General features: G+C 56.6%; 20 protein-coding genes. 9 read left to right on the top strand and 11 right to left on the bottom strand.

The features are described 5' to 3' along the window. Position 1 precedes the first annotated feature (1 nt). The 3 genes from QT231_RS01535 to QT231_RS01525 are packed head-to-tail and all read left to right on the top strand — an operon-like array spanning position 2 to position 4,216. On the top strand, positions 2-979 hold the full coding sequence (locus QT231_RS01535) for an alpha-ketoacid dehydrogenase subunit beta (RefSeq protein WP_211596472.1): 978 nt from the start codon (positions 2-4) through the stop codon (positions 977-979). A 38-nt stretch (positions 980-1,017) separates the two neighbouring features. After that, positions 1,018-2,316: a 2-oxo acid dehydrogenase subunit E2 gene (locus tag QT231_RS01530; RefSeq protein WP_308335184.1), complete on the top strand. Its 1,299-nt coding sequence runs from the start codon at positions 1,018-1,020 to the stop codon at positions 2,314-2,316. 52 nt (positions 2,317-2,368) lie between these two features. Continuing rightward, positions 2,369-4,216, top strand: coding sequence for a phosphotransferase (locus QT231_RS01525; protein WP_308335183.1), 1,848 nt, complete (start codon positions 2,369-2,371; stop codon positions 4,214-4,216). Positions 4,217-4,223: 7 nt separating this feature from the next. Here the strand turns inward: QT231_RS01525 and QT231_RS01520 are convergent, their stop codons facing one another. The 7 genes from QT231_RS01520 to QT231_RS01490 all read right to left on the bottom strand — a co-directional run bounded on the left by QT231_RS01520 (position 4,224) and on the right by QT231_RS01490 (position 11,529). Then, positions 4,224-4,841 carry an ABC-type transport auxiliary lipoprotein family protein gene (locus QT231_RS01520; protein WP_308335182.1) on the bottom strand — a complete coding sequence of 206 codons (618 nt, stop codon included), beginning with the start codon at positions 4,839-4,841 and terminating at the stop codon, positions 4,224-4,226. Beyond that, on the bottom strand, positions 4,838-5,779 hold the full coding sequence (locus tag QT231_RS01515) for an MlaD family protein (protein WP_308335181.1): 942 nt from the start codon (positions 5,777-5,779) through the stop codon (positions 4,838-4,840). The genes QT231_RS01520 and QT231_RS01515 overlap by 4 nt, the downstream gene beginning before the upstream one ends. Before the next feature lie 6 nt (positions 5,780-5,785). Next, entirely contained in the window at positions 5,786-6,613 is an 828-nt protein-coding gene (locus QT231_RS01510; RefSeq protein ID WP_374694368.1) for an ABC transporter ATP-binding protein, read from the bottom strand. Beyond that, on the bottom strand, positions 6,610-7,746 hold the full coding sequence (locus QT231_RS01505; RefSeq protein WP_308335180.1) for an ABC transporter permease: 1,137 nt from the start codon (positions 7,744-7,746) through the stop codon (positions 6,610-6,612). Before QT231_RS01505 ends, QT231_RS01510 begins: the two co-directional genes overlap by 4 nt. A 106-nt stretch (positions 7,747-7,852) precedes the next feature. Then, positions 7,853-8,674 (bottom strand): IclR family transcriptional regulator, encoded by an 822-nt coding sequence (locus QT231_RS01500; protein WP_308335179.1) that lies wholly within the window; start codon positions 8,672-8,674, stop codon positions 7,853-7,855. 103 nt (positions 8,675-8,777) lie between these two features. Then, positions 8,778-9,986, bottom strand: a complete 1,209-nt coding sequence (locus QT231_RS01495) for a 3-oxoadipyl-CoA thiolase (RefSeq protein ID WP_308335178.1) — start codon at positions 9,984-9,986, stop codon at positions 8,778-8,780. Positions 9,987-10,005: 19 nt separating this feature from the next. Next, positions 10,006-11,529: a 3-hydroxyacyl-CoA dehydrogenase gene (locus tag QT231_RS01490; RefSeq protein ID WP_308335177.1), complete on the bottom strand. Its 1,524-nt coding sequence runs from the start codon at positions 11,527-11,529 to the stop codon at positions 10,006-10,008. A gap of 219 nt (positions 11,530-11,748) precedes the next feature. On the opposite strand from QT231_RS01490, the gene QT231_RS01485 reads away from it, so the two are divergent. The 6 genes from QT231_RS01485 to QT231_RS01460 all read left to right on the top strand — a co-directional run bounded on the left by QT231_RS01485 (position 11,749) and on the right by QT231_RS01460 (position 18,253). Further along, positions 11,749-12,900 carry an acyl-CoA dehydrogenase family protein gene (locus QT231_RS01485; protein ID WP_308335176.1) on the top strand — a complete coding sequence of 384 codons (1,152 nt, stop codon included), beginning with the start codon at positions 11,749-11,751 and terminating at the stop codon, positions 12,898-12,900. After that, the gene (locus QT231_RS01480) at positions 12,900-14,501 is read left to right on the top strand and encodes a class I adenylate-forming enzyme family protein (protein ID WP_308335175.1); all 1,602 of its coding nucleotides are present in this window, start codon (positions 12,900-12,902) and stop codon (positions 14,499-14,501) included. The genes QT231_RS01485 and QT231_RS01480 overlap by 1 nt, the downstream gene beginning before the upstream one ends. Beyond that, positions 14,498-14,968, top strand: a complete 471-nt coding sequence (locus tag QT231_RS01475) for a PaaI family thioesterase (RefSeq protein ID WP_064233713.1) — start codon at positions 14,498-14,500, stop codon at positions 14,966-14,968. Before QT231_RS01480 ends, QT231_RS01475 begins: the two co-directional genes overlap by 4 nt. Continuing rightward, positions 14,965-16,353, top strand: a complete 1,389-nt coding sequence (locus QT231_RS01470) for a hypothetical protein (protein ID WP_308335174.1) — start codon at positions 14,965-14,967, stop codon at positions 16,351-16,353. Before QT231_RS01475 ends, QT231_RS01470 begins: the two co-directional genes overlap by 4 nt. A 142-nt stretch (positions 16,354-16,495) precedes the next feature. Then, positions 16,496-17,245: an electron transfer flavoprotein subunit beta/FixA family protein gene (locus tag QT231_RS01465; RefSeq protein ID WP_308335173.1), complete on the top strand. Its 750-nt coding sequence runs from the start codon at positions 16,496-16,498 to the stop codon at positions 17,243-17,245. Positions 17,246-17,314: 69 nt separating this feature from the next. Further along, on the top strand, positions 17,315-18,253 hold the full coding sequence (locus QT231_RS01460) for an FAD-binding protein (RefSeq protein ID WP_308335172.1): 939 nt from the start codon (positions 17,315-17,317) through the stop codon (positions 18,251-18,253). 55 nt (positions 18,254-18,308) lie between these two features. On the opposite strand, the gene QT231_RS01455 is transcribed toward QT231_RS01460, so the two are convergent. Genes QT231_RS01455 through QT231_RS01440 form a run of 4 tightly spaced genes read right to left on the bottom strand, consistent with a single transcriptional unit; the run spans position 18,309 to position 24,085 of the window. Beyond that, complete coding sequence (locus QT231_RS01455) at positions 18,309-19,427, bottom strand: acyl-CoA dehydrogenase (RefSeq protein WP_308335171.1); 1,119 nt, start codon at positions 19,425-19,427, stop codon at positions 18,309-18,311. 7 nt (positions 19,428-19,434) lie between these two features. Next, complete coding sequence (locus QT231_RS01450; RefSeq protein WP_308335170.1) at positions 19,435-20,628, bottom strand: acyl-CoA dehydrogenase family protein; 1,194 nt, start codon at positions 20,626-20,628, stop codon at positions 19,435-19,437. Continuing rightward, on the bottom strand, positions 20,625-22,037 hold the full coding sequence (locus QT231_RS01445) for an enoyl-CoA hydratase/isomerase family protein (RefSeq protein WP_308335169.1): 1,413 nt from the start codon (positions 22,035-22,037) through the stop codon (positions 20,625-20,627). The genes QT231_RS01450 and QT231_RS01445 overlap by 4 nt, the downstream gene beginning before the upstream one ends. A gap of 38 nt (positions 22,038-22,075) precedes the next feature. Then, entirely contained in the window at positions 22,076-24,085 is a 2,010-nt protein-coding gene (locus QT231_RS01440; protein ID WP_308335168.1) for a TRAP transporter fused permease subunit, read from the bottom strand. Positions 24,086-24,122: the final 37 nt, after the last annotated feature.

The raw sequence follows: 24,122 nt of genomic DNA, 5'->3' as shown, positions 1-24,122 counted from the left end.
TATGGCTACTATGAACATGCTCCAGGCGATCAATAACGCGCTGGATATCGCCATGGCAGAGGATGAAAAAGTTATCTGCTTCGGTGAAGACGTGGGTATTTTTGGCGGCGTATTTCGGGCCACTAGTCATCTTCAGGAGAAGTATGGCAAAGCGCGCTGTTTTAATACGCCGCTGGTCGAGCAGGGCATTATCGGCTTTGCCAATGGTTTAGCGGCTCAGGGCTCGGTGCCTGTCGCGGAAATTCAATTCGCCGACTATATATTCCCCGCCTTTGACCAAATTGTTAACGAAACTGCCAAGTTTCGTTACCGCTCAGGCGATCTGTTTAATGTGGGCGGATTGACCATCCGCACGCCTTACGGCGGCGGTATCGCCGGTGGCCTCTATCACTCTCAATCACCCGAAGCCTATTTTACCCATACCCCTGGTCTCAAAGTGGTGGTACCACGCAACCCTTATCAAGCCAAGGGACTGTTGCTTGCCGCGATTCGCGACCCGGATCCGGTGCTATTCCTGGAGCCTAAACGCCTCTACCGCGCTGCAGTAGGCGAGGTGCCCGAAGAGGATTACCAGCTACCCATTGGCGAAGCCGACATCACCAAGGAGGGAACCGATATTACCGTAGTAGGCTGGGGGGCCCAGATGGAGGTGATCGGCAAAGCGGTTGAGCTAGCCGAAGAGCAGGGCATTGCCTGTGAAGTGATCGATCTGCGCTCACTGCTGCCCTGGGATGCGGATACGGTCGCTGAATCGGTGCTGAAAACCGGCCGCCTGGTGGTGAGCCATGAAGCACCCTTAACCGGCGGCTTTGCCGGAGAAATTGCTGCCACTATTCAAGAGCGTTGTTTTCTCTACCTGGAATCGCCCATTGCACGGGTGACGGGGCTGGATACGCCTTTTCCGCTGGTGTTGGAAAAAGAGTATCTGCCTGACCACCTGAAGATTTTTGAAGCGATTCGCGAAAGCGTCAACTTTTAGAGGCTATTAATGCCTAAGTGCGTATGGGGAGAAAAACAATGAGCGATTTTTTACTGCCGGATATTGGCGAAGGCATCGTCGAGTGCGAAGTGGTCGAGTGGCGCGTCGCTGAAGGCGATCAAATTGAAGAAGACCAGCCTATTGTTGAAGTCATGACCGATAAGGCGCTGGTGGAGATTACCGCCCCCGAAGCCGGTGTCGTGACCAAACTCTATGTGGCCCAGGGGCAAATTGCTAAGGTGCATGCGCCGCTCTTTGCCTATCAAGTGGAGGGGGGTAGCCAGACCGGCGACCAAGCCAGTCAACAAAGTAGCAGCCATCAGAGTGAGGCCGAGCCAGAAGCTGGACAACCGGCCGCCAGTGAAAAACCGAATGAGAGGGAGGCAGAGCTGCCCACCGCTAAAGGCACTACGGATGCTGGCCCAATATATGACAAGGTTCCCGCCAGCCCCGCCGTTAGGCGCCTGGTGCGTGAACACTCCTTACAGCTCACGGAGATTGCTGGCAGCGGCAAAGATGGTCGGGTGCTAAAAGAGGACGTGCTGGCGCATCTTGACCAAGCATCCCAAGCTGTAGCCTCACCTAGACAAACCGTTGTTAAAAACCAAACTAAAGACCAAGCCGACACCCAGGCACCCAGAGTGGAGCCACTGCGTGGCGTACGGGCGGTCATGGCCAAGCGCATGGTCGAGGCGGCCAGCACCATTCCCCATTTTCACTACGGCGAAGAGATCGACGTTACAGCACTGCTGGCGCTGCGGGAGCGCTTGAAGCCGTTGGCAGAGGCTCAGAGCGAGCGGCTAACGCTGATGCCGTTGTTTATGAAAGCCATGGCGCTGGCGGTTGCCGTAGAACCCATCGTTAATGCCCAGTTAAATGCCGCAGGGGATGAGCTGCATTATTATCCCCAGTGCAATATCGGTATGGCGGTGGATAGCAAAGCCGGCCTGATGGTACCCAATGTGAAAAACGTTGAGCGCCTCACTCTGCTGGAAATTGCGCGGGAAGTCGGCCGGTTAACCACGGCTGCGCGGGAGGGGCGGGTCGACCAAGCCGATTTAAAGGGGGGCACGATTAGTATTTCCAATATCGGTGCGCTTGGTGGTACCTACGCAGCACCGATTATTAACGCCCCGGAAGCCGCCATTGTGGCGATTGGTAAAACTCAGTGGCTGCCTCGCTTTGATGAGCAGGGTGCCGTGCAGCGCCGAGCAATTATGACCATCACCTGGGCGGGGGATCACCGATTTATCGACGGTGGTACCATCGCGCGCTTCTGTAATGCCTGGAAGGGCTTTCTGGAAGCCCCGGAAACCATGCTGCTGCACTTGGCGTGAATAAGTGTTGGTTTAAAACAGTGTTGGTTTAAAACAGTATTGGTATATACCAATGTATCAGGCACCGCTTCAGCAGTTCTATATACCCGAAGAGCAGTCGGTCTATCTGCTGAGTCATCACGATGCCCGCAAGCTTAAAGACTGGGTGGCGCTGTGTCAGGCGCAGCTCACCCAGTTGGGCTATCAAGGCATCGAGTTAATTGGCAAGGGCGCCTACGGTTTTGTGTTTGCCGGTAGCACTGCCCACAAGGGCTCAACCGCCCACTACGTGTTTAAGTTCTCACGCATTACCCTACCCACCCATCTACAGGAGCGCCTCGAAGAGGAGGCGTTTATGCTAGAACAGGTGTCCCACCCACGTATCCCAGGTCTGATTGCCTACCAGCGCTCTCGGGGGCAGTCGATCCTGGTAATGGAGCGTGCGCCCGGCTGGAATTTAGAGCAGGTATCGCTCAAGCAGGGGCGTCTCTCTCCACGCCTGATTGTGCGCATCGCGGCGCAGCTTGCCGATATCCTGATTGCGCTACGCCGTGAGTCTGGCCACCAGTCGCGTCCAGTGGTGCATGGCGATATCAAACCTTCTAACTTGGTGTTTGACGCCGAGCATGAATCCATTGCACTAATCGACTGGGGCTCGTCGGTCTTTGCTCAGCTAGACGCCCAGCTGCAGTTTGTTGGCGCCAACGTAATGGAGCTGATGTCCGATAACCTACAGCAGACCAATGCACGCCTGGGTGACGTTTATTTCATCGGTGAAGAGCAGTTGAACGGGGCGCTCTCTTCGCCCCGGTTTGATGAGCAGGGAGTAGCGGGGACTCTGTATGCGCTGGCATCGGCACAGTCGTGCCGATTTGGCCACCGTGCCATTCCCGCCAGCTCGTTGGGCTTGCCCATGGAGTTCGCTCGCACCCTGGATGGCATGCTCGACCCAGACCCTCAGGTGCGGCGCAAAGCGGGCGACTACTTTTTAAATAACATGCCGCGAATGGCAAGGGTGGTGGTGATTGATTTGCCTTCTGGGGTACAAGTGCCCTTAGTGCCGGTCTGGGGGCGACCTGCTGAGCAGGAGATTGATACGGTCGTATATAGCTCACGCAAAGCCTTTCTGCGTGAGGCGAATGTCCAGGAAACCCTGAATGACGTCAATGACGTGCAGTTAGACCGCTACTACAAGCAGTTTATGCAGGGGATGGGGGAAACCGAAAAAGCCTTTTTGGCGTCGGTAAGCCGACTGGGGAAATATCCGGTGGTGGGCGGCCTGGCGGTTCGCTGGGAGCGGGAAGGGGTATATATTGACTCGTCGTTAAACTTGCACGACCCGGCGCTCAAGCCTGCCTTTATCGAGGCGGTTAATAATATGGTGCACCTGGCCCGGGCGATTCATCGCCAAGGGGTATTTAAAAGTTGCCTGTTTAATGCCCGCCAAACGCTGCACTTAGAGCGCGCTTCAGCGGATGACGCCTTTGTCAGCGAGCCGAATATGGCGATCAACTATGAGCTGAGTGCGGTGCCGGAGCTTGAGGATCGCACCCGTCAACACAGCTATTTTGAAGATGGGCCCGATCCCGAAGAGCTACTCATACTGCCTGAATCGATAATGCGCGTGCTGCAGCAGCTCAATGATATTCATCATACGGGAATGATCATTTTTGAAGCGTTACCCCAGCACCTTAAAATTCATAGCTACTACCGTTTGCTTGATCCGGCTAAAGAGCATGAATTTTGCACGCTGCTGGCCAGTATTCTTGCCTCGGTAAGCCAAATTGAAGGCTTGGGGGTGTCCGGCTTTATGAAAATGCCCTACAAGGACACCCGTTACTTTACCCACCTGGAAAAACAGCCAGAGCGCTATTACCCCCGCGACCCGCGGGAGTATGCGAAAAAATTAACTAACCAATAGAGTGGTTTTAGCGCTCTATCACATCAATCTGCTGCGCTAACCAGGCTGCTAGTTGCTCGGTCAGCTCGTCACTAGCGCTGCCAAATGCATCCACCACAACGGCAATATCGACGCTACTCGCTTGCGCGCTGGCGCTGAAATTGTTGGCCGCAAGTGGCGTTCGGTTTTCAGGGCTGACCAGTTGAACATCGAGCTGCACCTTAACCGTCGGCGGGTTAGTCACATAGTCGCTCTCAAAGTGGCGCAGCTCACTGAGTAGCAGCAGATCATGCGGCAAGCGGTCACTACCTACACCGGCAAAAAGCTGGCTCTGCTGTAACCCTGTAATCAAGCGTGCCTTGATGAGATCGGGGGCATCTTCATGCCAGCGGGCGCCCGCGTACACATTGACAACATTACGCTCGGGGTAGACCACCATTCTATTGCTACTGAGCAGATGCCCCGCTTCCGGTTCGGCAATGCCCAGGCGTTGGTTAGCGCTATTGGATGAGGCGGCCGCAGACGGCAAGTCGCACGTAGGCAAACGATAAAGCGTTGCAGGCTCGCTTTCAGGCAGTATCGAACAGCCAGTACTGAATAGCAGCGTAGCACTGATTAGTAGTATGGCGGGGATACGTAAACTCATGGGCGGAACTCCTCTACCTGATCACGGCCCAGGAAAAAGTCCGTCGGGCTCTCTTCCAACTGGCGGGTTATTCGATCCAGCGTGCTCAGCGTGGAACGTAGCGAAGAGAGCGCTGGCGCAATGTCCTGCGCACCCTGCAGGCTGCCTTCAATGGCGCCGGCATTGGTCTCGACCAGCTGTTCAATACGCTGGGCGGCGCGTGCCACATCGCGGCTCGCATCGGCAGCGCTCCGCATGACGGTTCGGCCATCCTCGCGTAGCAGTTGAGTGGCTTCAAGGCTGAGTTCATCAATGCTGGTGAGGGTGGAGCTCGCCTGGCGCGCAGCATCGCCAAACAGCGCCATATTTTCATCAAGGGCTTCCTGCTGAGTGGCAATCATCTCAGTAATCTGGGCAATGTTGGTCAAGATGTTGCCTGCCTGTTCACGGTTATTATCGTCAAACAGTTCGTTAACATTTTGCAGGATCGAATTGATGTTCTCGATCATCTCTTCACCCTCATCGAACAGCGTGGCGATGGGGGAGGGATCGGCCTGAATAAATGGCGCTTCATCGTCGGTTTGATCAACCAACCGTGGGCTTTCGGGTGTGCCGCCATGAAGCTGAACCGACATACTGCCGGTAATACTGGCAAAGGCGAGTTTGGCACGCGTATCTGTTTTAATCGGTGCGTCTTCGTATACGCGGATATTGGCAATCACTTGGCGTGGATCATCGGGGTTCAGAACCAGCTCGGTAACGTCCCCCACCTCAATGCCGTTATATTGCACACGGCTGCCGACCGATAAACCGCTAACGCTGCGCTCAAAGAGGATACGGTAAGGTTGATAGCTCCGCTCACCGGCTGCATAGCTCATCCATAGTGCAAACAGTAACGCGCCAGTGGCAGTGGCCAGCGTAAAAAGGCCGATTAAAACGTGATGCGCCCGTGTTTCCATGTGCAGTCACTCCTGGACGTTAGCGTTAGTTGAAGAGGTGGTATGAGCTTCTTGTGCTGCTCTGCCACGGGGCCCGTGAAAGTAGTCCTGAATCCATTCATCGTCGGTCTCAGATACCTTGTCGATGGTATCGACGACCAGTACATGCTTCTGCGAGAGCACGGCGACCCGGTCGCAGGCGGCGTAGAGCGTATCCAGGTCATGGGTGACCAGAAAAACGCTGAACCCCAGCGCATCGCGTAGCGTCACCAGCAACTGATCGAAGGCTGCCGCGCCAATCGGGTCAAGCCCCGCGGTAGGCTCATCGAGAAACAGAATGTCTGGATCAAGGGCTAATGCGCGGGCCAGGGCAGCGCGCTTAATCATGCCGCCCGATAGTGATTCGGGAAACTGCAGCGCGGCCTGTGGCGGAAGACCGACCAGCGAAAGCTTGACCCTGGCAAGATGCTCGGCGTCTTCACGCGGTAGCTTGGCGTGCTCAATCAGCGGCAGGGCAATATTCTCTTGCAGGTTCAACGAGCTAAATAGCGCGCCGCGCTGGAATAGCACGCCAAAGCGGCGCTCTATTTGGCTACGCTGCTGTTCGCTAAGTTCGTTCAGCGTGGTGCCCAGTACCTCTATCGTGCCACCATTAGGGCGTTTTAAGCCGACAATACTGCGCAAAAGCACGGATTTGCCGGTGCCTGAACCACCCACCACACCAAGAATCTCTCCCCGTTTCAGGGTGAGATCCAAATTGTCGTGAACGACAGTGGAACCAAACTGGTTAACCAGCCCCTTTACCCTGATCACCGGCTGATTGTCTTGCGCTGAAGGTTTATCTGACGTTGTCACCAGCCCATCTCCATAAAGAAAAGCGCGGCAAGGGCATCAATCAGAATCACCATAAAAATCGACTGCACCACGCTGGAGGTGGTATGCGCCCCTACGGATTGGGCGCTGCCGCTGACCTTAAAGCCCTCCAGGCAACCAATGACGGCGATCACAAACGCAAACACCGGTGCTTTGCTAAGCCCTACCAAAAAGTGCGTCACCGACACGTCTTTTTGCAGTGTGTTGATAAACTGGGTAAGGGAAATATCCAACGATAGGGCGGCGACCATGGCGCCACCCGCCAAGCCACTGAGCATTCCCACAAACGCCAGCATGGGTAGGCTAATTAACATCGCCATTACCCGGGGCAGCACCAAAAGCTCAATAGGATCCAGCCCTTGGGCCTGCAGGGCATCAATCTCTTCGTTGGATTTCATGGCACCAATTTGAGCGGTAAAGGCGCTAGCGGTTCGCCCCGCCAACAGTATGGCGGCCAGCAAAACGCCGAACTCCCGCAAGAATGAGAACGCCACCAGGTCGATGGTATACACCGTGGCGCCGAAATCCTGCAACACGGTAGCGCCCAGGAACGCCACGACGGCGCCCACCATAAACGTCAGCAGGGCGACGATAGGTACCGCATTAAGCCCACTCTGTTGAACATGGGCCACGGTGGCGGTAACGCGCCAACGCCGTGGTCGTAATATCAGCTGGAATAGAGTAGCCATCACCAGGCCAATAAAGGCCAGCAGCTGGCGCTGCTGAGACCAAAGCCCCACCACGTGTACGCCTACAGTGGCAAGCGCTTGGCTGATGCGCGAATAAGAGGGAGGTTCGACGTCAAGCGGCGCATCCATAGACTCGGCAATACGCACAAGCAGTGCCTGCTGCTCTTTGGGCAGTTCACTCGCCCAGTCGGAGACCTTTTGCGCTTTCTCGATGCCAATCAGTTCAATCACCAGTATGGCACCGGCCGTATCGAGGCGCGTGATCGCTTCTAAGGAGACTGATTCATCCCCCCCAGCCTCTTTTCGCGCTTGGGTTTTGGCTGTGTGATGAGAAAGCGCCGATTTGATATCGCGATAATTGGCAAGCGTCCACTCGCCCTGTAGCGCTATCGTTTGATCATGACGCGCAATCCACTCGCTTGGCATCCCCTCTCCTTGGCGCTAATAGTATTGATGAGTAGTATTAATGCGCTTGTCTAGAGGGCCATGATGCATTCAAACGGGCGTTAGTTAAAGTCTTCCTCGGTCGAGGTTACCTGGCAGAACGATATCTGGGGGCCAACTCCTGCTTTATCTGGTTAGCGACTTCTTTAAGCCGGGGGCCGAGGTTATTGACCAAACGGTCGTGATCAAGGCGCAGACTGGAGCCGCCGCAATTTATCGCCATCACCTCAGCGCCATCTTCCAAAATCAGCGGCATGGCTACCGCACTAATATCGCGCTGCCACTCCTGTTCTGAAAGACAAAAACCATACTGAGCATAGTCTTTAAGGCTCTGTTGAATCCCCGCTTCATACTGTGGCCAGTCGTCACCGTACTCGCTGGCCAATTCCTGAAGCACCTGCTGACGCCGTTCGTTGGGTAAGCCGCATAGCCAGGCACGGCCGATCGCGGAAGTGGCAATGGGGAGCCGTGAGCCGGTATCCAGGCGAATAATGAGCGGGCCGTGGCCGTGGCAGGTCTCCAGATAAACCATATCGCTGCGGTCAGCGCCGCCTAAGCTAACGTTGCAGTCAGTGGCGTCGGCGAATTTCTGCAAGTGCGGGCGGGCAATTTCACGAATGCCCATATTGGCAAGAAAGCGATACCCCAACGCCAAAACGCCGGGGCCGAGGCGATACTTCTCTAAATGGGTGTTGTGCTGCAAATAGCCAAGCTGGGTAAGGGTGTAGGTCAACCGTGAGACCGTCGGGCGGGGGATGTTGGTACGATTGGAGAGTTCGGCATTGCCTAAATACTCTTCACCCGTGCCAAAGGCGCGCAGCAACTCTAAACCGCGCGCTAGCGCGGTCACAAAGTTACGATCTTTTCCTGGCAACTGCGGGTCGTCAGCATCAGTGTCGGTGGGGTGCATTTAGTATCCCAACAGTAGGTGGCTTATGGCGCCTAGTATCGCATATCTACTTAGGCGCAGCTTTCATACCCAACAACGAAAAGGTGTTGATTATAAAACTATCTCATCCATCCAGACGCTCGATAATCGTGGCAATGCCCTGACCGACACCAATACACATGGTGACCAGCGCGTAGCGTCCACCGGTGGCTTCAAGCTGGCGCAGGGCAGTCAACGCCAATCGTGCCCCTGAAGCCCCTAGTGGATGGCCGATGGCGATTGCACCGCCGTTGGCATTCAAGCGCGGATCGTCGACGGAAAGCCCCAACTGCTGCACACAGCCGAGTACCTGAACGGCAAACGCCTCGTTAATTTCGATCACGTCCATTTGCTCAAGGGCCAGCCCTGCGCGGGCAAGCGCCTTTTGCGAAGCGGGAACGGGCCCCAAGCCCATCACCCGTGGCGCAACCCCGGCTACGGCACTCGCCACGATTCGAGCACGCGGCGTTAGTCCCACACGCTCACCGGCAGCCTTGGCGCCTACAATCAAGGCAGCGGCACCGTCGTTAAGGCCCGAGGCGTTGCCTGCGGTCACTACGCCACCCTCAAACAGTGCGCCTAGGTTAGCAAGCTTATCCTCCGTGCTTTGCGGGCGTGGGTGCTCGTCTTTATCCACCAATAGGAGCGGCTGTTTGCGCCCTTGGGGCACCTCAACGCCAAATATTTCACCGTCGTAGAAGCCGGCTGCCAGTGATTGGGCGTAGCGCGCCTGGGAACGGGCGGCAAACGCATCGCTGGCATCACGGCTAATTTTGAGGTCGTGGGCAATGTTGTCGGCGGTTTCCGGCATGCTGTGGCTGCCGTACTCTTTGGTAATCCAGGGGTTGGGAAAGCGTGAGCCAATCACCGTATCGTACATCGGCTGGTTGCGAGCGAATGGGGAGTTGGCCTTGCCAAGTACATAGGGCGCACGGGACATAGACTCTACGCCACCGGCTAGAAATAGATCGCCTTCGCCTAGCCGTGCTGCCCGTGCGGCGTCCATCATCGCCGCTAAGCCGCTGCCACAAAGCCGGTTGATGGTTTGCCCGGCGACTTCAATGGGAAGGCCTGCTAGCAGCGCGCCGTGGCGGGCCACGTTACGGGAGTCTTCGCCTGCCTGGTTGGTGCAGCCTGCCAGCACCTCTTCATAGCATTCTGGGGCGAAGGGGTTGCGGGCTACCAGTGCTTTAAGCGTTAAGCCCAACAGTTCATCAGGGCGGATAGCCGCCAAGCTGCCGCCGTGGCGGCCAAAAGGGGTGCGTAAACCGTCGTAAATATAGGCGTCTTGCATGATTGTTTTCCTGTTGTTTTTAATCAGTCGTTAGCGACATTTGCAGTGCGGCGCGGCGGCGTAGCCACGGGCTGGGGCGATAGCGCGGGTCACCGGTGGCCTCTAGCAGGTTATTGAGTATCGTCATGATGCGCGCGGCACCGTAGTGGTCGCCCATGCGCAAAGGCCCAAACGGGTAGCCCAAGCCAAGCTCAACCGCACGGTCGATAGTCGCGGGAGTGGCAACACCTTGTTGGGCGATATCAGCACCGACACTGACGATGCAGGCAATAACGCGCTGAAGCACAAAACCGTTGCTGTCCTGAAGCGCGCTCACCGGGGTGCCATCGTGATTGAGTAGGCTTTGCGCTGCCTGAATGAAGGTGCGCTGAGTTATCGGAGTGGCCATCAGGCTGCGGCGTTTATCTAGCCCAGCGAGCATATCTACAGCCACGCACTGTTTGGCGTCTAACCCCTGGCGCAGTGCGCAGCTGGTAGCGTCTTCGCCAAAAGGCGTTAGCAGGCAGAGCGCTTGCCCAGTGGGCTGTGTACCGCTCTCTAATGGCCAGCCCGCCGTGTTGACCAATTCAACGAGCGCTGCGGCGGATTCAGGGTCGTCTTGGCTGATCCACACCGGGCAAGCAGACACCGCAGCGATAGTCGGCTCATCCGGCATTTGTTGCTTGCCTTCCACATAACGGTAAAAGCCTTCGCCAGTTTTACGCCCCAGCAAGCCTGCAGCCAAACGTTGCCGGGTCAGTGGGGATGGGCGAAAACGCGCCTCTTCATAATACTGGTGATAAACCGACTCCATCACGGCGTGGGAGACATCGAGCCCGGTCAGATCCAACAGGGTGAAGGGCCCCATTTTGAACCCGCCCTGATCAACCATAATGCGATCAATAGTGGCTGGGTCGGTAACGCTTTCACCTAAAATTCGCAGCGCTTCGGTGCCGAAGGCGCGCCCAGCGTGATTGACCAGAAATCCCGGCGTATCGGTGGCCTGAGCGGTAAAGTGGCCCATGGCTTGGCCTAAGGCACTGACCCGCTGGGTAACCTCATTGGCAGTAAGCAGCCCAGGAATTACCTCGGCAATCTTCATCAACGGCACGGGGTTAAAAAAGTGGAAACCAATCACTCGCTCAGGGTGTTGGCAAGTAGCGGCAATGGCGGTCACCGAAAGCGATGAGGTATTGGTCGCTAACACCGTCTGCTGGCTGACGATCGCTTCTAAATCGCTAAACAGCCCTTGCTTAGCCTCAAGCTTCTCGATAATCGCTTCGACTACGATATCGCAAGGGGCGAGGGCGGCTAGCTCGCTCGCCTCGATCAACCGATCACTATACTGCTGCGCCTGTTCCGCAGTAATTCGCTGCTTTTCAGAGCTGCGTTGCCACAGGCCGTTAATAAACGTTTTGGCTTCTGTTACAGCACCCTCCTTTACATCGAACAGCATGACCTTTAGGCCTGCCTGGGCAGCCAACTGAGCAATGCCACGACCCATGGCGCCAGTGCCGACAATGCCAAGCGTAGTGAAGGGGGAAGGTGTTGATTCGCTAGCCATACGCCAAATCCTCTCTGCAAGTGAGTGCTTTATAGATCTTGATTCTGCATTGCAGAATGGTGTTTCAATTATTGACTGCCATCCTAGGCTATGCAAAAGTGCCTGACAAGAATAGTGGACAATAGTTTTGCTATGCAAAATGCGTACGTTGTCCAGGCTAGCGCTATTTCTAATGATAAAACGCTAACGATAAAAACTACGTTGCCACCAGGAGCCGTCATGATCCGCGATCCCGAACTGATCAATCAGCTTATCGATACTATTGCCCGCTTTGTCCGCGAGCGCCTAATTCCTAATGAAGCGCGTCTGGCAGAGGAGGACGCGGTGCCACCGGAAATCCTCGCTGAAATGAAAGAGATGGGGCTATTTGGGTTATCGATTCCTGAAGAGTACGGCGGCCTGGGGCTAACCATGGAAGAAGAGGCGTTAGTGGCGATGGAAATTGGCAAAACGTCGCCCGCCTTTCGCTCGGTGTTTGGTACCAACAACGGTATTGGTGCCCAGGGCATTTTGATTGATGGCACCGACGAGCAGAAGGCCAAGTATGTTCCGCGGCTGGCCACGGGAGAGATTCTTAGCTCGTTCTGCTTAACCGAGCCGGATTCAGGCTCTGATGCGGCCAGCCTGCGCACGACCGCGGTGCGCGACGGCGATCACTATATTTTGAATGGCACCAAGCGCTATATCACCAATGGCCCAGAAGCTGACCTGTTTACCGTGATGGCGCGTACTGATCCCAATAATAAAGGCGCGGGCGGCATTTCTGCGTTTATTGTTGAAGGCGATACCCCTGGTTTAGTGCGCGGTGCTGCGGATAAAAAGATGGGCCAGAAGGGCGCTCACACCTGCGATATTATTTTCGATAACTGCCGGGTGCCCGCCGAAAACATCATTGGCGGCAAAGAGGGCCAAGGCTTTAAAACCGCTATGAAGGTTTTAGACCGCGGGCGGCTGCATATCTCTGCTGTCTGCGTCGGCGTGGCTGAGCGCTTGGTCGAAGAGTCATTGCGCTACACCATGGAGCGTAAGCAGTTTGGTGCTGCCCTTGCCGAGCACCAGTTGATTCAAGCCATGTTGGCCGATAGCAAAACCGAGGCCTATGCAGGCAAAACCATGGTGATGGATGCCGCAAGGCGCAAAGACGACGGTGAAAATGTCTCGACGCTGGCTTCCTGCTGCAAGCTGTTCTGCGCTGAGATGGTGGGGCGCGTGGCTGACCGCGCAGTGCAGGTTCACGGTGGCGCGGGCTATATGTCTGAGTATGCGGTGGAGCGCTTCTACCGTGATGTACGGCTATTCCGCATTTACGAAGGCACTACCCAAATTCAGCAAATCGTGATTGCCCGGAATATGGTGCGGGAGGCGTCCTAATGGCTTTGTCGGTACCTTACCAAGCGCCGGACGAGAATATTTTTGGGCGTCTCGCCAGCGAACTCGTGGCTGAGCTCCCCGAGCGGCTTAGCACCCGCGTGATTGAAAACGCTAAGCGCCTTGGCGACCAACCTGCCATTGTAGATGGCAGTGTGCGTTGGAGCTATGCGGAATTAGGTGAAGAAATACACGCTGCCTGTGACTGGTTAATTACGTTGGATATTCGCCCCGGTGACCGGATTATGACGGTAAGCGAAAATTGCCGCGCCCTGGTCGTGCTGCTGCTCGCCGCCAGCGAGATGGATGTCTGGGTGGCGATTGTGAATTCACGCCTTTCGGCTCAGGAAGTCGATCTGATCCAGGGCAACTGCCTGCCCCGGCGGGTGTTCTATACCTGCGATGCGTCACCAGAAGCGTGCCAGCACGCCGAGCGCCACGCCGCTGACCGCTATCAGCACCCCCAGTTGGGTGGGCTGGCGATTTCACCGCTGTACGAAACTGAGCCCGAGCCGGTTTGCGCCAGCGGTGCCGAGCAGGTGGCCGCAATGATTTATACCTCGGGCACCACAGGCACGCCTAAAGGCGTCATGCTGACCCATCGTGGCATTCTCTATATCGCCTCGATCTCCGGGGGCATGCGCCACCTGAGCGAAGGTCAGCGAGTATATGGCGTACTGCCCATGTCTCATGTGTTTGGCCTCTCTTCTGTATGTATGGGATCGCTGTATAACGGTGCCTGCCTATATACCGTGCCGCGTTTTGATGCCGGGCATATGCTGGATACGCTAAAGCAGGAGCGTATTACCGTGCTCCAGGGCGTGCCTGCGATGTATGCCCGGGCGTTAGAGTTTTTAAAACGCGAGCAGCGCACCTTGGAAGCGCCTGAGCTGATATACATGTCTGCGGGTGGTTCGCCGTTAGACAGCGACACCAAGGTGCGGGTGGAAGCGGCCTTCGGCCTTACGCTACACAATGGCTACGGATTAACCGAGGCGAGTCCCACCATCAGCCAAACGCGCATTGATGATCGCCACGCCAACAGTACCGTTGGCCGAGTGCTCCCCCTGTTGGAGTATCGTCTGGAGCCGCTGAGTGATAGCGGCACTTCCGACCAGCCCGGTGATGAAGTAGGTGAGCTATGGGTGCGCGGCCCCAATATTATGAAAGGCTACTTTCGCCAGCCGGAAGCCACCCGCGCCACGCTAACCGAGGACGGCTGGCTTAATACCGGCGACATTGCCAAGCTCGATCACGATGATCAACTGTATATCGTTGGGCGAAGCAAAGAGCTGATAATCCGCTCGGGATTCAATATCTACCCACCTGACGTGGAAGCGGTGATCAACGAGCACCCGGCAGTGACACTGACTGCGGTGGTAGGGCGTCAAATTGCCGGAAACGAAGAAGTCGTGGCCTTTGTGCAGTGCGAGCCAGGCATTGAGGTTGATATTGCGGAGCTCAAAGCGTTTATTGCCGAGCGACTGGCCCCTTACAAACGGCCCACGCAAATTGTTCTAATGGATACGCTGCCTTCCACCGCCAGTGGCAAAATTCTCAAGGGGCGGCTGCGTGACTTGGCACAGCAGGAGAGCGCCTCATGAACTCTTCGCAAATACATACGCCAGATACGTCTCAACAAGCCCTCATGGGCTATCACGAACTGCTGGGAATGCAGGTGGTTGAATGGCAGCAAGACCGTGCCGTGGTTGAACTCACCATCGAGCCCAAGCACCTGAACCGCAGTGGCAATGTGCACGGCGGCGTATTGGCCTCGATGTTGGATAGCGCCCTAAGCTTGGCAGGCCTGCACTGTGATGTGCCGGGCAATATCCGCCGTGGGATGACGCTGTCTCTGACCACCACCTTTGTGGGGCCCGCCCGGCAGGGCGTGCTAAGGGCAACGGGCAGCGTGCGCGGTGGTGGTCAAAAGACGTATATGAGCAGCGGCGAAATCGTTGATGAGCAGGGTAATCTTGTGGCGATGGGGGAAGGTTCCTTTCGACGTCGCAGTGGCAGCGAGTCGCCTGAAGGCTTTGCGGAGAACAACCCCGAGGATTCTTCTGAGTGAACCCAGCTCGCCTGCGGGTTTCACTTTTATTGCTAGTCACCCTGGCAACGCTGTTCCATTTGGTGGTCGGCAACCTGTTTTGGCAGGCGGTTGGCATTGTCGCACTGCTGCTCTATTTAGCAACGCTGGCGGGTCAGTTTACCCGTATGGCCAAAGGGTTACTGCTGGCGGCGGGCCTGTTGACGCTGCTCGCGCTTTGGCGTTCGCCGAATCCTGCTCAACTGCTGTTTGATGCCAGCGGTCGTTTCGCCTTTTTTGCCACCTTTGTAGTGGCGCTGAGCATGTTGCGCTTGCCTGCTTACCGTTCCCGTTTAGTGCGCCGCTGTGGGCAGAGCATGCTGCTTCAACCGCCCAGCCGACGTTATCCTATTTTGTCATCAGGCTCAGCGTTGTTTGGCATCATTCTCAACATTGGCGTGCTAAACCTGTTTGCTGGAATGATCGAGAAGAGCAATACCCTGGATGCTGCCCAAGGGCGGGCCTGGGTTAAAGAGGCTCGCCAGCGGCGCATGATGCTGGCGCTGCTGCGTGGGTTCTCCCTGGCACCGCTTATTTCGCCCATGGGTATCGGTGTTGCCGTTGTACTGTCGAGCCTTCCCCAAGTCACCTGGCTTGAGCTTGCGCCGTATATTTTGGGTGCGGCAGCGCTGATTTTTCTAGCCGGTTGGGCGGTGGATTTTGTGACCGGCCCGCATCCTCCGGCCAGTAAAGCTCAGCTAGCTACTCCTTCGTTACGCCCGTTGGGTCAGTTTAGTGTGCTACTGATGGGCATTGTGGCACTGGTGTTTAGTCTTGCCTGGCTGTTAGAACTGCGTTTACCCATCGCCGCACTGTTAGGCGCGCCCACGGCGGCGTTGATTTGGCTTGCCTGGCAGCGGCGCAGGCTTGGTTATGGCGGGCTGCCAGCCGCCGCTAGCGCGGTACATCGCCAGTTACCCTGGCTACTTTCCCCCAGCGCCAATGAAATTGTGGTGCTTGGGGCGGCGGGCTATTTGGGCCACTTATGCGTTGGGTTAGTGGATACCCAGCAGTTGGCGCCGCTATTAACCGTGTTAAACCAGTGGGGTGTCTTTAACGCCGTGCTGGCTATGCTAATGGTCGTGGGGCTTGCCCAGGTAGGCGTTAACCCGATTGTAACAGTGACGTTGTTAGTGGGGCTGTTGCCGCAATTGGGTATTAATGGACTGACGCCTGCGCTGATTGGCGCCTCGCTGATGGTAGGCTGGGCGCTGGCGCTAATGTCATCACCGATGACGGCATCGATGCTGATCCTATCGCGGTTTACTGGTGTGCCCGCCACGCGGATTGGCTACCGTTGGAACGGCCGATTTCTGGTAACCTCGATTCCACTGTTAGCGGCGTGGTTTGTCTGGTCACCTTTTTAGGGGTGCCGCAATAAAGAAGCGCTTGACCTTTGTTCGGCGTTTTTTTATTGTTCTTGCTATAAAGTAAAATAATATTCTGCTATGCGAAACTGAATGTTTGTTAATCGCATGAAGTATTTATTAATCGCCTGGAGCACGCCTTATGAAAATTCTCGTCGCGGTTAAACGCGTCATCGACTACAACGTCAAAATTCGCGTTAAAGCGGATCACTCGGACGTCGATCTCACTAACGTCAAAATGGCCATGAACCCGTTCTGCGAAATTGCCGTGGAAGAAGCGGTGCGCCTGAAAGAGAAGGGCATCGCTACGGAAGTGGTCGCGGTCACCGTTGGCCCCAAGGCCGCCCAAGAGCAGCTGCGTACGGCGCTGGCGCTGGGCGCAGATCGCGCCATTCATATCGAAACCGACGAGCGCGCCGAATCCCTGGCCGTGGCCAAATTATTGGCTAAAGTGGTCGAAGAAGAGCAGCCCGGCCTGGTCGTTCTCGGCAAGCAGGCGATCGATACTGATAACAACCAGACCGGCCAGATGCTGGCGGCCCTCACTGGCCTGCCCCAGGGCACCTTTGCTTCAGAGGTTGTGGTCGACGGGGACAAAGTGAATGTGACTCGTGAAATCGACGGCGGTCTGCAGACCATCGCCCTGACGCTGCCGGCGATTGTCACCACTGACCTGCGTTTGAATGAGCCGCGCTACGCCAAGCTCCCCGATATCATGAAGGCCAAGAAAAAGCCCCTGGATGTGAAAACCCCCGCCGACTACGGCGTCGAGGTGGCCTCCAAGGTGAGCCTGCTAAAAGTTGAGTCCCCAGCGGAGCGTAAGGGCGGCGTTAAAGTCGCCTCGGTAGACGAGCTGATCGACAAACTCAAAAACGAAGCCAAAGTTCTCTAAAGTCGGTTGTTTATCTCCGGACATTGAGACAAGTTCTTTGAGAAAAGCGCTTTTGAAGGAGCTGATTTTATGAGCATTTTGGTACTTGCCGACCTGCATGAAGGCCAACTGGCCGGTGCGACGGCCCACGTAATTGCGGCCGCCCAACAGATCGGCGGCGATATTGATGTTCTCGTTGCCGGTGAAGGCGTTCAGGCGGCGGCCGAGGCAGCTGCAAAACTCGACGGCGTGAACAAAGTGCGCGTTGCGGATAACGCCGTTTACGCCCACCAACTGGCCGAGCCCATGGGCGCGCTGCTGGTCGAACTGGCGGGTGATTACACCCACGTACTCGCTAGCGCCTCCACCACAGGCAAAAACGTGCTGCCGCGGCTAGCGGCGCTAAAAGATGTTAGCCAACTGTCGGATGTTATCGCCGTGGATAGCGCCGATACTTTCAAGCGCCCGATTTACGCGGGTAATGCCATTGCGACGGTGAAAAGCGACAACGCGTTAAAAGTCATTACCATCCGTTCCACCGGCTTTGACGCGGTAGGCGAGGGTAACAGTGCCCCCGTTGAAGCCGTCGATGTGGTGGTTGAAAACAGCCAGTCCAGCTTTGTTAAAGAAGAGCTGGCAGCGTCGGATCGTCCTGAGTTGGGCGGCGCCAAGGTGGTGATCTCCGGTGGTCGCGGCATGGGCAACGGCGAGAACTTCAAGCTGCTCGACGGCATTGCCGACAAGCTGGGCGCCGCCATTGGTGCTTCTCGCGCCGCGGTGGACGCAGGCTTTGTGCCCAACGATATGCAGGTCGGTCAGACCGGCAAAATCGTCGCGCCGGATCTGTATATCGCCGTGGGCATCTCCGGTGCCATCCAGCACCTGGCGGGCATGAAAGACTCCAAGGTGATCGTCGCGATCAATAAAGACGACGAAGCGCCGATCTTCCAGGTCGCCGATTACGGGCTGGTGGGTGATCTGTTTGAGATCCTGCCGGAGCTTGAGAGCAAGCTGCAAAAAAACACCTAGATAAAGTTCTTAAAAAGGCCCCTAACGGGGCCTTTTAGTTATTGGGTCTCTTCTATTACGCAACCTTTAACAGTTCGCTGACTGTTTCGAGATGGTAGTCACTGTCACCCAAATAGTGATCAAACATCACCAGGTGCTTGGCGTAGCTGGCGACATAGCACTCTTCGGTCATGCCCATAGCCCCATGAAGCTGGATGGCCTGTTCGGCAATAAAACGCGCCGACTCGCCGCAGTAGGCTTTGGCCGCGGCAATTTTATAATCCCGTTCATTGGCAGGCAGGGTGAGGCTGGTGGCGGCCAAAATCGCCATGGAGCGGGATTGCTCCAGGTGCAGATGCATATCCACCATGCGATGCTGAAGCGCCTGGAAAGTGGAAAGCGGCAGGCCAAACTGCTTGCGCTCTTTAAGATAGGCCAGGGTTTGGTCGCAGGCTTCTTCCATTGCGCCAATGGCTTGGGCACAGAGCGCCGCACGGCCAAGGGCCAGTACCTCCGCTAGTGCATCGCTGACATCTTCACTCAGGCAGTTGGCTGGCGGCAGCGTGACGCTGTCCAGGGTCAGATCACCGGCTGACTGATCGTCGATAGTGCGATAGAGATGGGTCGATGTGCCCGGTGTATCAGCGGGTACTAGAAATAGACCCAGCTTGCCGCTATCTAGTCGGGCGGTGACTAGCGCCGCAGCAGCGGCTTCGAGGTTGAGCACACCATCTTTTCGACCCTGTAACTGCCACTGGCCGTCGGTCTGGGTCGCTTGGGTGGCGATCGCCAAGGGGTCATAACGGGCGCTGTGCTCCTGCCATGCCAAGGCTAACTGATGCTCGCCTTCAAGCAGCGGGGTTAGCCACTGCGTATGCTGATCGCTGTTGGCCGTTAGCGCCAGCAGTTGGCCAGGCAGCACCAGGCCTGCCAGGTAGGCTTCAGGCACTAAGCCGCGCCCCAGGGCCTGCATAATGATCATCAGGTCGGTACCATCGCCACCCAACCCACCAACGTCTTCGCTAAAGGGCATATGCAGTAGGCCCAGCTCGGCGAAGGTGCGCCAGAGTGCAGAAGCACCGTTAGGGGCAGCGGCAAGCATCGTATGGCGCTGCTCGGGGGAAACCTGATCGGCCACCAAACGGGTGAGCGTCTCTTCGAGCATGCGCTGCTCGTCGGTTAAAGCAAAATCCATGCTGACCTCACATGTTTAAAATGGTTTTGGCGACGATACTTTTCTGTATTTCGTTGGCACCGCCATAAATCGACAGTTTGCGACGATTGAAGTACTGGGCGCTGGCAGCCGCACTTTGGGCACGCTCGTCATCCAGGTTGCTTTCGCCATGCAGGAAGTCGGGGAAGAACGGCAGTGCGGCGGGGCCAAGGGCACGTCGGGTGAGCTCGCTTAGCTCCTGGCGAAGCTCTGAGCCACGTACTTTCAGCAGCGAGCTTTCTGCGCCGGGCACGCCGCCATCCCGGGCCGCGGCAATCACGCGCAGGTTGGTCACTTCCAGTGCCATCAATTCAAGCTCGGCCTTGACGACGCGGTGACGGAAGCTGGGCAGCTCCAGCAGTGGTTTACCGCGATGCTCTATCCGGCTGGCCAGTGACTTCAAGTGGCGCAATGCCTGCTTGGCGTGGCCAAGCCCTGCGATTCCCGTGCGTTCGTGGGTGAGCAGAAATTTGGCGCAGGTCCAGCCTTGCCCCTCTTCTCCGACACGGTTTTCAACCGGCACCCGCACATTGTCTAGAAAGACTTCATTGACCTCGTGGGCGCCATCCAAAGTGATGATGGGCCGCACGGTGATGCCAGGAGTTTGCATATCGATCAGCAGAAAACTAATGCCCGCCTGCTTTTTAGCGTCTGGGTCAGTGCGCACCAGACAGAACAGCATATTGGCGTGCTGGCCTAGGGTCGTCCACGTCTTCTGACCATTCACGACATAGTGGTCGCCATCGCGAACCGCACGGGTATTCAGCCCCGCCAAGTCGGAACCCGCGCCGGGTTCGGAGTAGCCTTGGCACCACCAGTCCTGGTTGCTCAGAATGCGCGGCAGAAAACGCTGCTGTTGCTCGGCGCTACCGAATTTCATAATTACAGGCGCTACCATATTGACGCCAAAGGGCACGACCGTAGGCGCGTGGGCGGCGGCGCACTCCTCATCAAATATATGCCGTTGTACGGGCCCCCAGCCTGGGCCGCCATGCTCCTTTGGCCAGTTAGAGGCTAGCCAGCCCTGTTCGCTAAGAATGTTCTGCCAGCGCAGATGATCATCGGCACGCAGATGGCGCCCCAGGCGCACCCGTTCGCTAATATCGCTGGGCAGTGCCTCGGCCAGAAAACGGCGAACCTCTGCGCGAAAGGCCTGCTCTTCGGGACTAAAGGTGAGGTTCATAGTGGTGCTTCCTTAAGGGTTGATTGGCGGTGAGGCCCACCTAAATGACGCGGGTATCCCAGTGCCTCCACCGCTAATAAATCAATATCGCTCTCGCGGTAGCAAAAGCCCTGCTGCGCAATGCTGCGGCTTGCCTGCTCAAGGGCAGATTGCTTTTCGCTGGCTGACGCTTGCTGGCTGGCAGCGTGCAGGACAGTCAGCAGGCTTTGCTGTTGGCTAACCACCACGCTTAACCGTAACGCTTTAAGCGTAAGCGCCGCTCGCTGCTGGGTAAGCGCTTCGGCGCTGTGGTTAACCAGCTCTACCATGGTGCCGTTTTCAGCAATGATCAGGCTCAGCGGCGTATCGTTATCACTGCTGGTGCCGGTATTTCCCAGTCTGATGACAGGGCACTCCATGCTCGAATCTATGGACGTATTTGGCGCCAGTAGGCACAGCTCAGTAGTGTCATCTGCTGCGCTGGTCAGGCTAATACCCGCCTTTTGTGCGGCTTTCTGCAGGCGCTCAAAGAGTGGATCTTCGCCGATCAGCGCAACGTGCTTAAAAACATCGGCATTCTCAATACCAGGCACCATGTGGGGGCTGCGGGCAGCGAAAAAGAGGTGAATCAGCCCGGCGCGCTGGGGGGAGTCCATACAGGCCAGAAACAGTTCCCGTTCACTGCGCAGACCATCTTGAAGTGATTCAGCCGTCACGCTGGCCTCAACGGCTTCCACAATGCGAAACGGTGAGAACAGCTCGGGAGATTCTTGATTAAGACGCGCTCGCGTAGCAGCGATTGCTTGAGAATTAGCCGCTGGTGCAGGGAGATTGCCCGTAATACGCGCTGTCTGGTTGCCTGCCAATATCTCTTTGGCTGCTGCCAGACCCGCTTCAAGTGGCGTTTCAGCACTGCTAAGGGCGTCGATAATGCCTGCCTCAAGCGCTTCTTCTGCTTCTACAAAACGCCCGCTGGTAATCATCTCCAAGGCGCGCTCAACGCCCACTAAGCGTGGTAACCGCTGGGTACCTCCAGCGCCAGGCAGTAGGCCAAGCTTTACCTCCGGAAGCCCCACGCGGGTGCCCGCCAGCGCAACCCGGTAGTGACAGCCCAAAGCCACCTCCAATCCACCGCCCAGGGCTGTTCCGTGCAGGGTAGCAATCAGCGGTTTGGAGCAGGCTTCCAGTTGAACAATCACATCAGGCAGCAGTGGGGCTTGGGGCGGCTTGCCAAACTCACGAATATCGGCTCCGGCGATAAAGGTGCGGCCATCGGCTAACACTACCAGCGCTTTAGCTTTCTTATCGGCGATGCCTTCTTCCAGTGCGTCGACTATACCGCTGCGTACCGCGTGGCTTAGCGCGTTAACCGGCGGATTGGCGATCTGAATCACGCCTATATCGCCGTGGCGCTGATAATGAACGGACATAGTTAGGCTCTCGTATTTCGCATGTGTGAATTGAAAAGCTAAGCAACCGAGGTGCTTTGTGAACGTCGATGATGGCGCTGGCTTAAACGCGCCAGCAAAACGCCGGGCACTAGCGCCGCAAGCGCGAGGCCGATCAGTTCCCACTGGCTAAGAGGCACCATTCCACCGCCAGGGAGTGCCAGTAACAGGCCGGCAACCAGAACCAGGGCGCGAATCGTGATCTCTTGTAGTGCGCCGTAACCCAGTCTGCCTACGCCCATTAAGTAGCCCTGCATGGCAGAGGCAAACAGAATGATGCCGATGACCGCCTGGATAAAGACAGCCACGATCATCAGCGGCTCGCCTTGCATAATCAGCGCAGGATTAAGCACGAACAGGAAGGGGATGAAGTAGATGACGCTACCCAGACGCATTGCCTGCAGGCCGGTTTCCATGGGGCGTGCACCCGCCACGGTCGCGGCGGCAAAAGCACCCAGCGCTACCGGCGGGGTAATAAAGCTCAGCATGCCCCAGTAGAGGATGAACATATGCACCGCCATAGGATCCAACCCGCCGCCCTGTATCAACGCGGGAGCTAGGGCAACAGCGAGGAAAATATAGGCGGCGGTAACGGTCATACCAATACCCAGTACGAAACTGGTCACAGCGCCCATAATCAGCAGCAGCGGCACGCTGCCACCGGCAATATTGATAAAGTCGTTGGCGATAGTGCCCGAAAGACCGGTCATCGAAAGCGCTCCGACCAGCATGCCCACGCCGGCCAAAATAGCGATCAACTCGGCAAACAGCTTGGCCGCAGACGACAGCGTTTCGGCCACATCTTTCCAGCCCCAGCGGTTATGTTTGGAAAGCTGATTGAGCACTAACAGCAACGCGGTAGCGTAGAAAGGTGCTACGGCTTCGCGCTGCATAATCAGCAGCATCCAGACTAATAGGGCGAAGACGAAAATAAAGTACCAGCCCTCTTTGAGAGTCTGCCAAAGCGAAGGTAGCTCAACGGCGGGTAAGCCTTTGATGTCGTGGCGAGCCGCGTAGGCATCGATCTGTATAAACAGCCCCAGGAAATACAGAATTGATGGGATGACAGCAGCCAACGCCACAGCGGAGTAAGGAATGTCCAGAAACATCGCCATGACAAAGGCGGTAGCACCCATTACCGGGGGCATTAATACACCACCGGTTGAGGCGCAGGCTTCCACACCGCCTGCAAAGGAGCGGCTCATACCGATACGGCGCATGGCGGGAATCGACAAAACGCCAGTGGTCAGTACGTTACTGATCACGCTGCCGCTCATGGAGCCCATCAAGCCGCTGGAGAAAATCGACACCTTCGCGGGGCCGCCACGCACATGGCCCAGCAGCGCAAATGCCAGGTTGATAAAAAACTTACCGCCGCCGCTTTTTTGCAGTACCACGCCAAATACCAAAAAGCCGATCACCAAGCCCGCGAACGCCTGCAGTGGAACCCCCATGATGCTTTCGGTACTCATGGTGTGGTACATAGCGGTTTGTTCGAGAGTCGAAGGAAATGCCTGGATAGGGCCAGGGACAATATCCGCCACCAGCGGATAGAGCGAGAACACCCCGGCAATAATCGCAATAGGTAAGCCCCCCGCCCGGCGTGCCGCTTCAATAATCAGCAGCCAGTAGGCATAGCTGGCATAAATGGCGATCTCGGGCGCAGAAAACGCCCAGCCGCGCTCTAGAATGGGGACGGCGTTGTAAACAAAATAGCCGCCAACGATAAGCGTTGTAGCGCTCAATACGTAGTCGTACCAGGGGATGGGCTGTTCTTGTTGGCGACTCCGCATGGGCCAAAGCAAAAATACCAGCGGTAGCAACAGCGCCACAACGGCGTAGTAGAACTGCGTCTCCAGACCCGTAACAAAAGTCAGCAAACCAACGTTAAAAAGATAATCCAGGGTCATCGCCATCAACATGACGGTGACCGTGGCGGGTATCCAGCGCAGTGTAGGGGGAAGCTGACGAATTTGGCTGATCTTTTCTTTAACCTGCTGATGATTGGCAGGCGAGGTATCTGTGGTCATGGGGGCATCCGTCAATCAGCAGGGGGCGGCAAGTGCC

This window comes from Halomonas sp. SpR1 (assembly GCF_031010175.1).
Lineage (GTDB): Bacteria > Pseudomonadota > Gammaproteobacteria > Pseudomonadales > Halomonadaceae > Vreelandella.
This window is presented reverse-complemented; position numbering and strand designations above follow the sequence as displayed.

What these genes read in the sequence shown, in the direction of transcription:
- QT231_RS01535 (WP_211596472.1), top strand. Translation starts at nt 2, where the DNA reads ATGGCTACTATGAACATGCTCCAGGCGATCAATAACGCGCTGGATATC.
- QT231_RS01530 (WP_308335184.1), top strand. Translation starts at nt 1,018, where the DNA reads ATGAGCGATTTTTTACTGCCGGATATTGGCGAAGGCATCGTCGAGTGC.
- QT231_RS01525 (WP_308335183.1), top strand. Translation starts at nt 2,369, where the DNA reads ATGTATCAGGCACCGCTTCAGCAGTTCTATATACCCGAAGAGCAGTCG.
- QT231_RS01520 (WP_308335182.1), bottom strand. Translation starts at nt 4,841, where the DNA reads ATGAGTTTACGTATCCCCGCCATACTACTAATCAGTGCTACGCTGCTA.
- QT231_RS01515 (WP_308335181.1), bottom strand. Translation starts at nt 5,779, where the DNA reads ATGGAAACACGGGCGCATCACGTTTTAATCGGCCTTTTTACGCTGGCC.
- QT231_RS01505 (WP_308335180.1), bottom strand. Translation starts at nt 7,746, where the DNA reads ATGCCAAGCGAGTGGATTGCGCGTCATGATCAAACGATAGCGCTACAG.
- QT231_RS01500 (WP_308335179.1), bottom strand. Translation starts at nt 8,674, where the DNA reads ATGCACCCCACCGACACTGATGCTGACGACCCGCAGTTGCCAGGAAAA.
- QT231_RS01495 (WP_308335178.1), bottom strand. Translation starts at nt 9,986, where the DNA reads ATGCAAGACGCCTATATTTACGACGGTTTACGCACCCCTTTTGGCCGC.
- QT231_RS01490 (WP_308335177.1), bottom strand. Translation starts at nt 11,529, where the DNA reads ATGGCTAGCGAATCAACACCTTCCCCCTTCACTACGCTTGGCATTGTC.
- QT231_RS01485 (WP_308335176.1), top strand. Translation starts at nt 11,749, where the DNA reads ATGATCCGCGATCCCGAACTGATCAATCAGCTTATCGATACTATTGCC.
- QT231_RS01480 (WP_308335175.1), top strand. Translation starts at nt 12,900, where the DNA reads ATGGCTTTGTCGGTACCTTACCAAGCGCCGGACGAGAATATTTTTGGG.
- QT231_RS01475 (WP_064233713.1), top strand. Translation starts at nt 14,498, where the DNA reads ATGAACTCTTCGCAAATACATACGCCAGATACGTCTCAACAAGCCCTC.
- QT231_RS01465 (WP_308335173.1), top strand. Translation starts at nt 16,496, where the DNA reads ATGAAAATTCTCGTCGCGGTTAAACGCGTCATCGACTACAACGTCAAA.
- QT231_RS01460 (WP_308335172.1), top strand. Translation starts at nt 17,315, where the DNA reads ATGAGCATTTTGGTACTTGCCGACCTGCATGAAGGCCAACTGGCCGGT.
- QT231_RS01455 (WP_308335171.1), bottom strand. Translation starts at nt 19,427, where the DNA reads ATGGATTTTGCTTTAACCGACGAGCAGCGCATGCTCGAAGAGACGCTC.
- QT231_RS01450 (WP_308335170.1), bottom strand. Translation starts at nt 20,628, where the DNA reads ATGAACCTCACCTTTAGTCCCGAAGAGCAGGCCTTTCGCGCAGAGGTT.
- QT231_RS01445 (WP_308335169.1), bottom strand. Translation starts at nt 22,037, where the DNA reads ATGTCCGTTCATTATCAGCGCCACGGCGATATAGGCGTGATTCAGATC.
- QT231_RS01440 (WP_308335168.1), bottom strand. Translation starts at nt 24,085, where the DNA reads ATGACCACAGATACCTCGCCTGCCAATCATCAGCAGGTTAAAGAAAAG.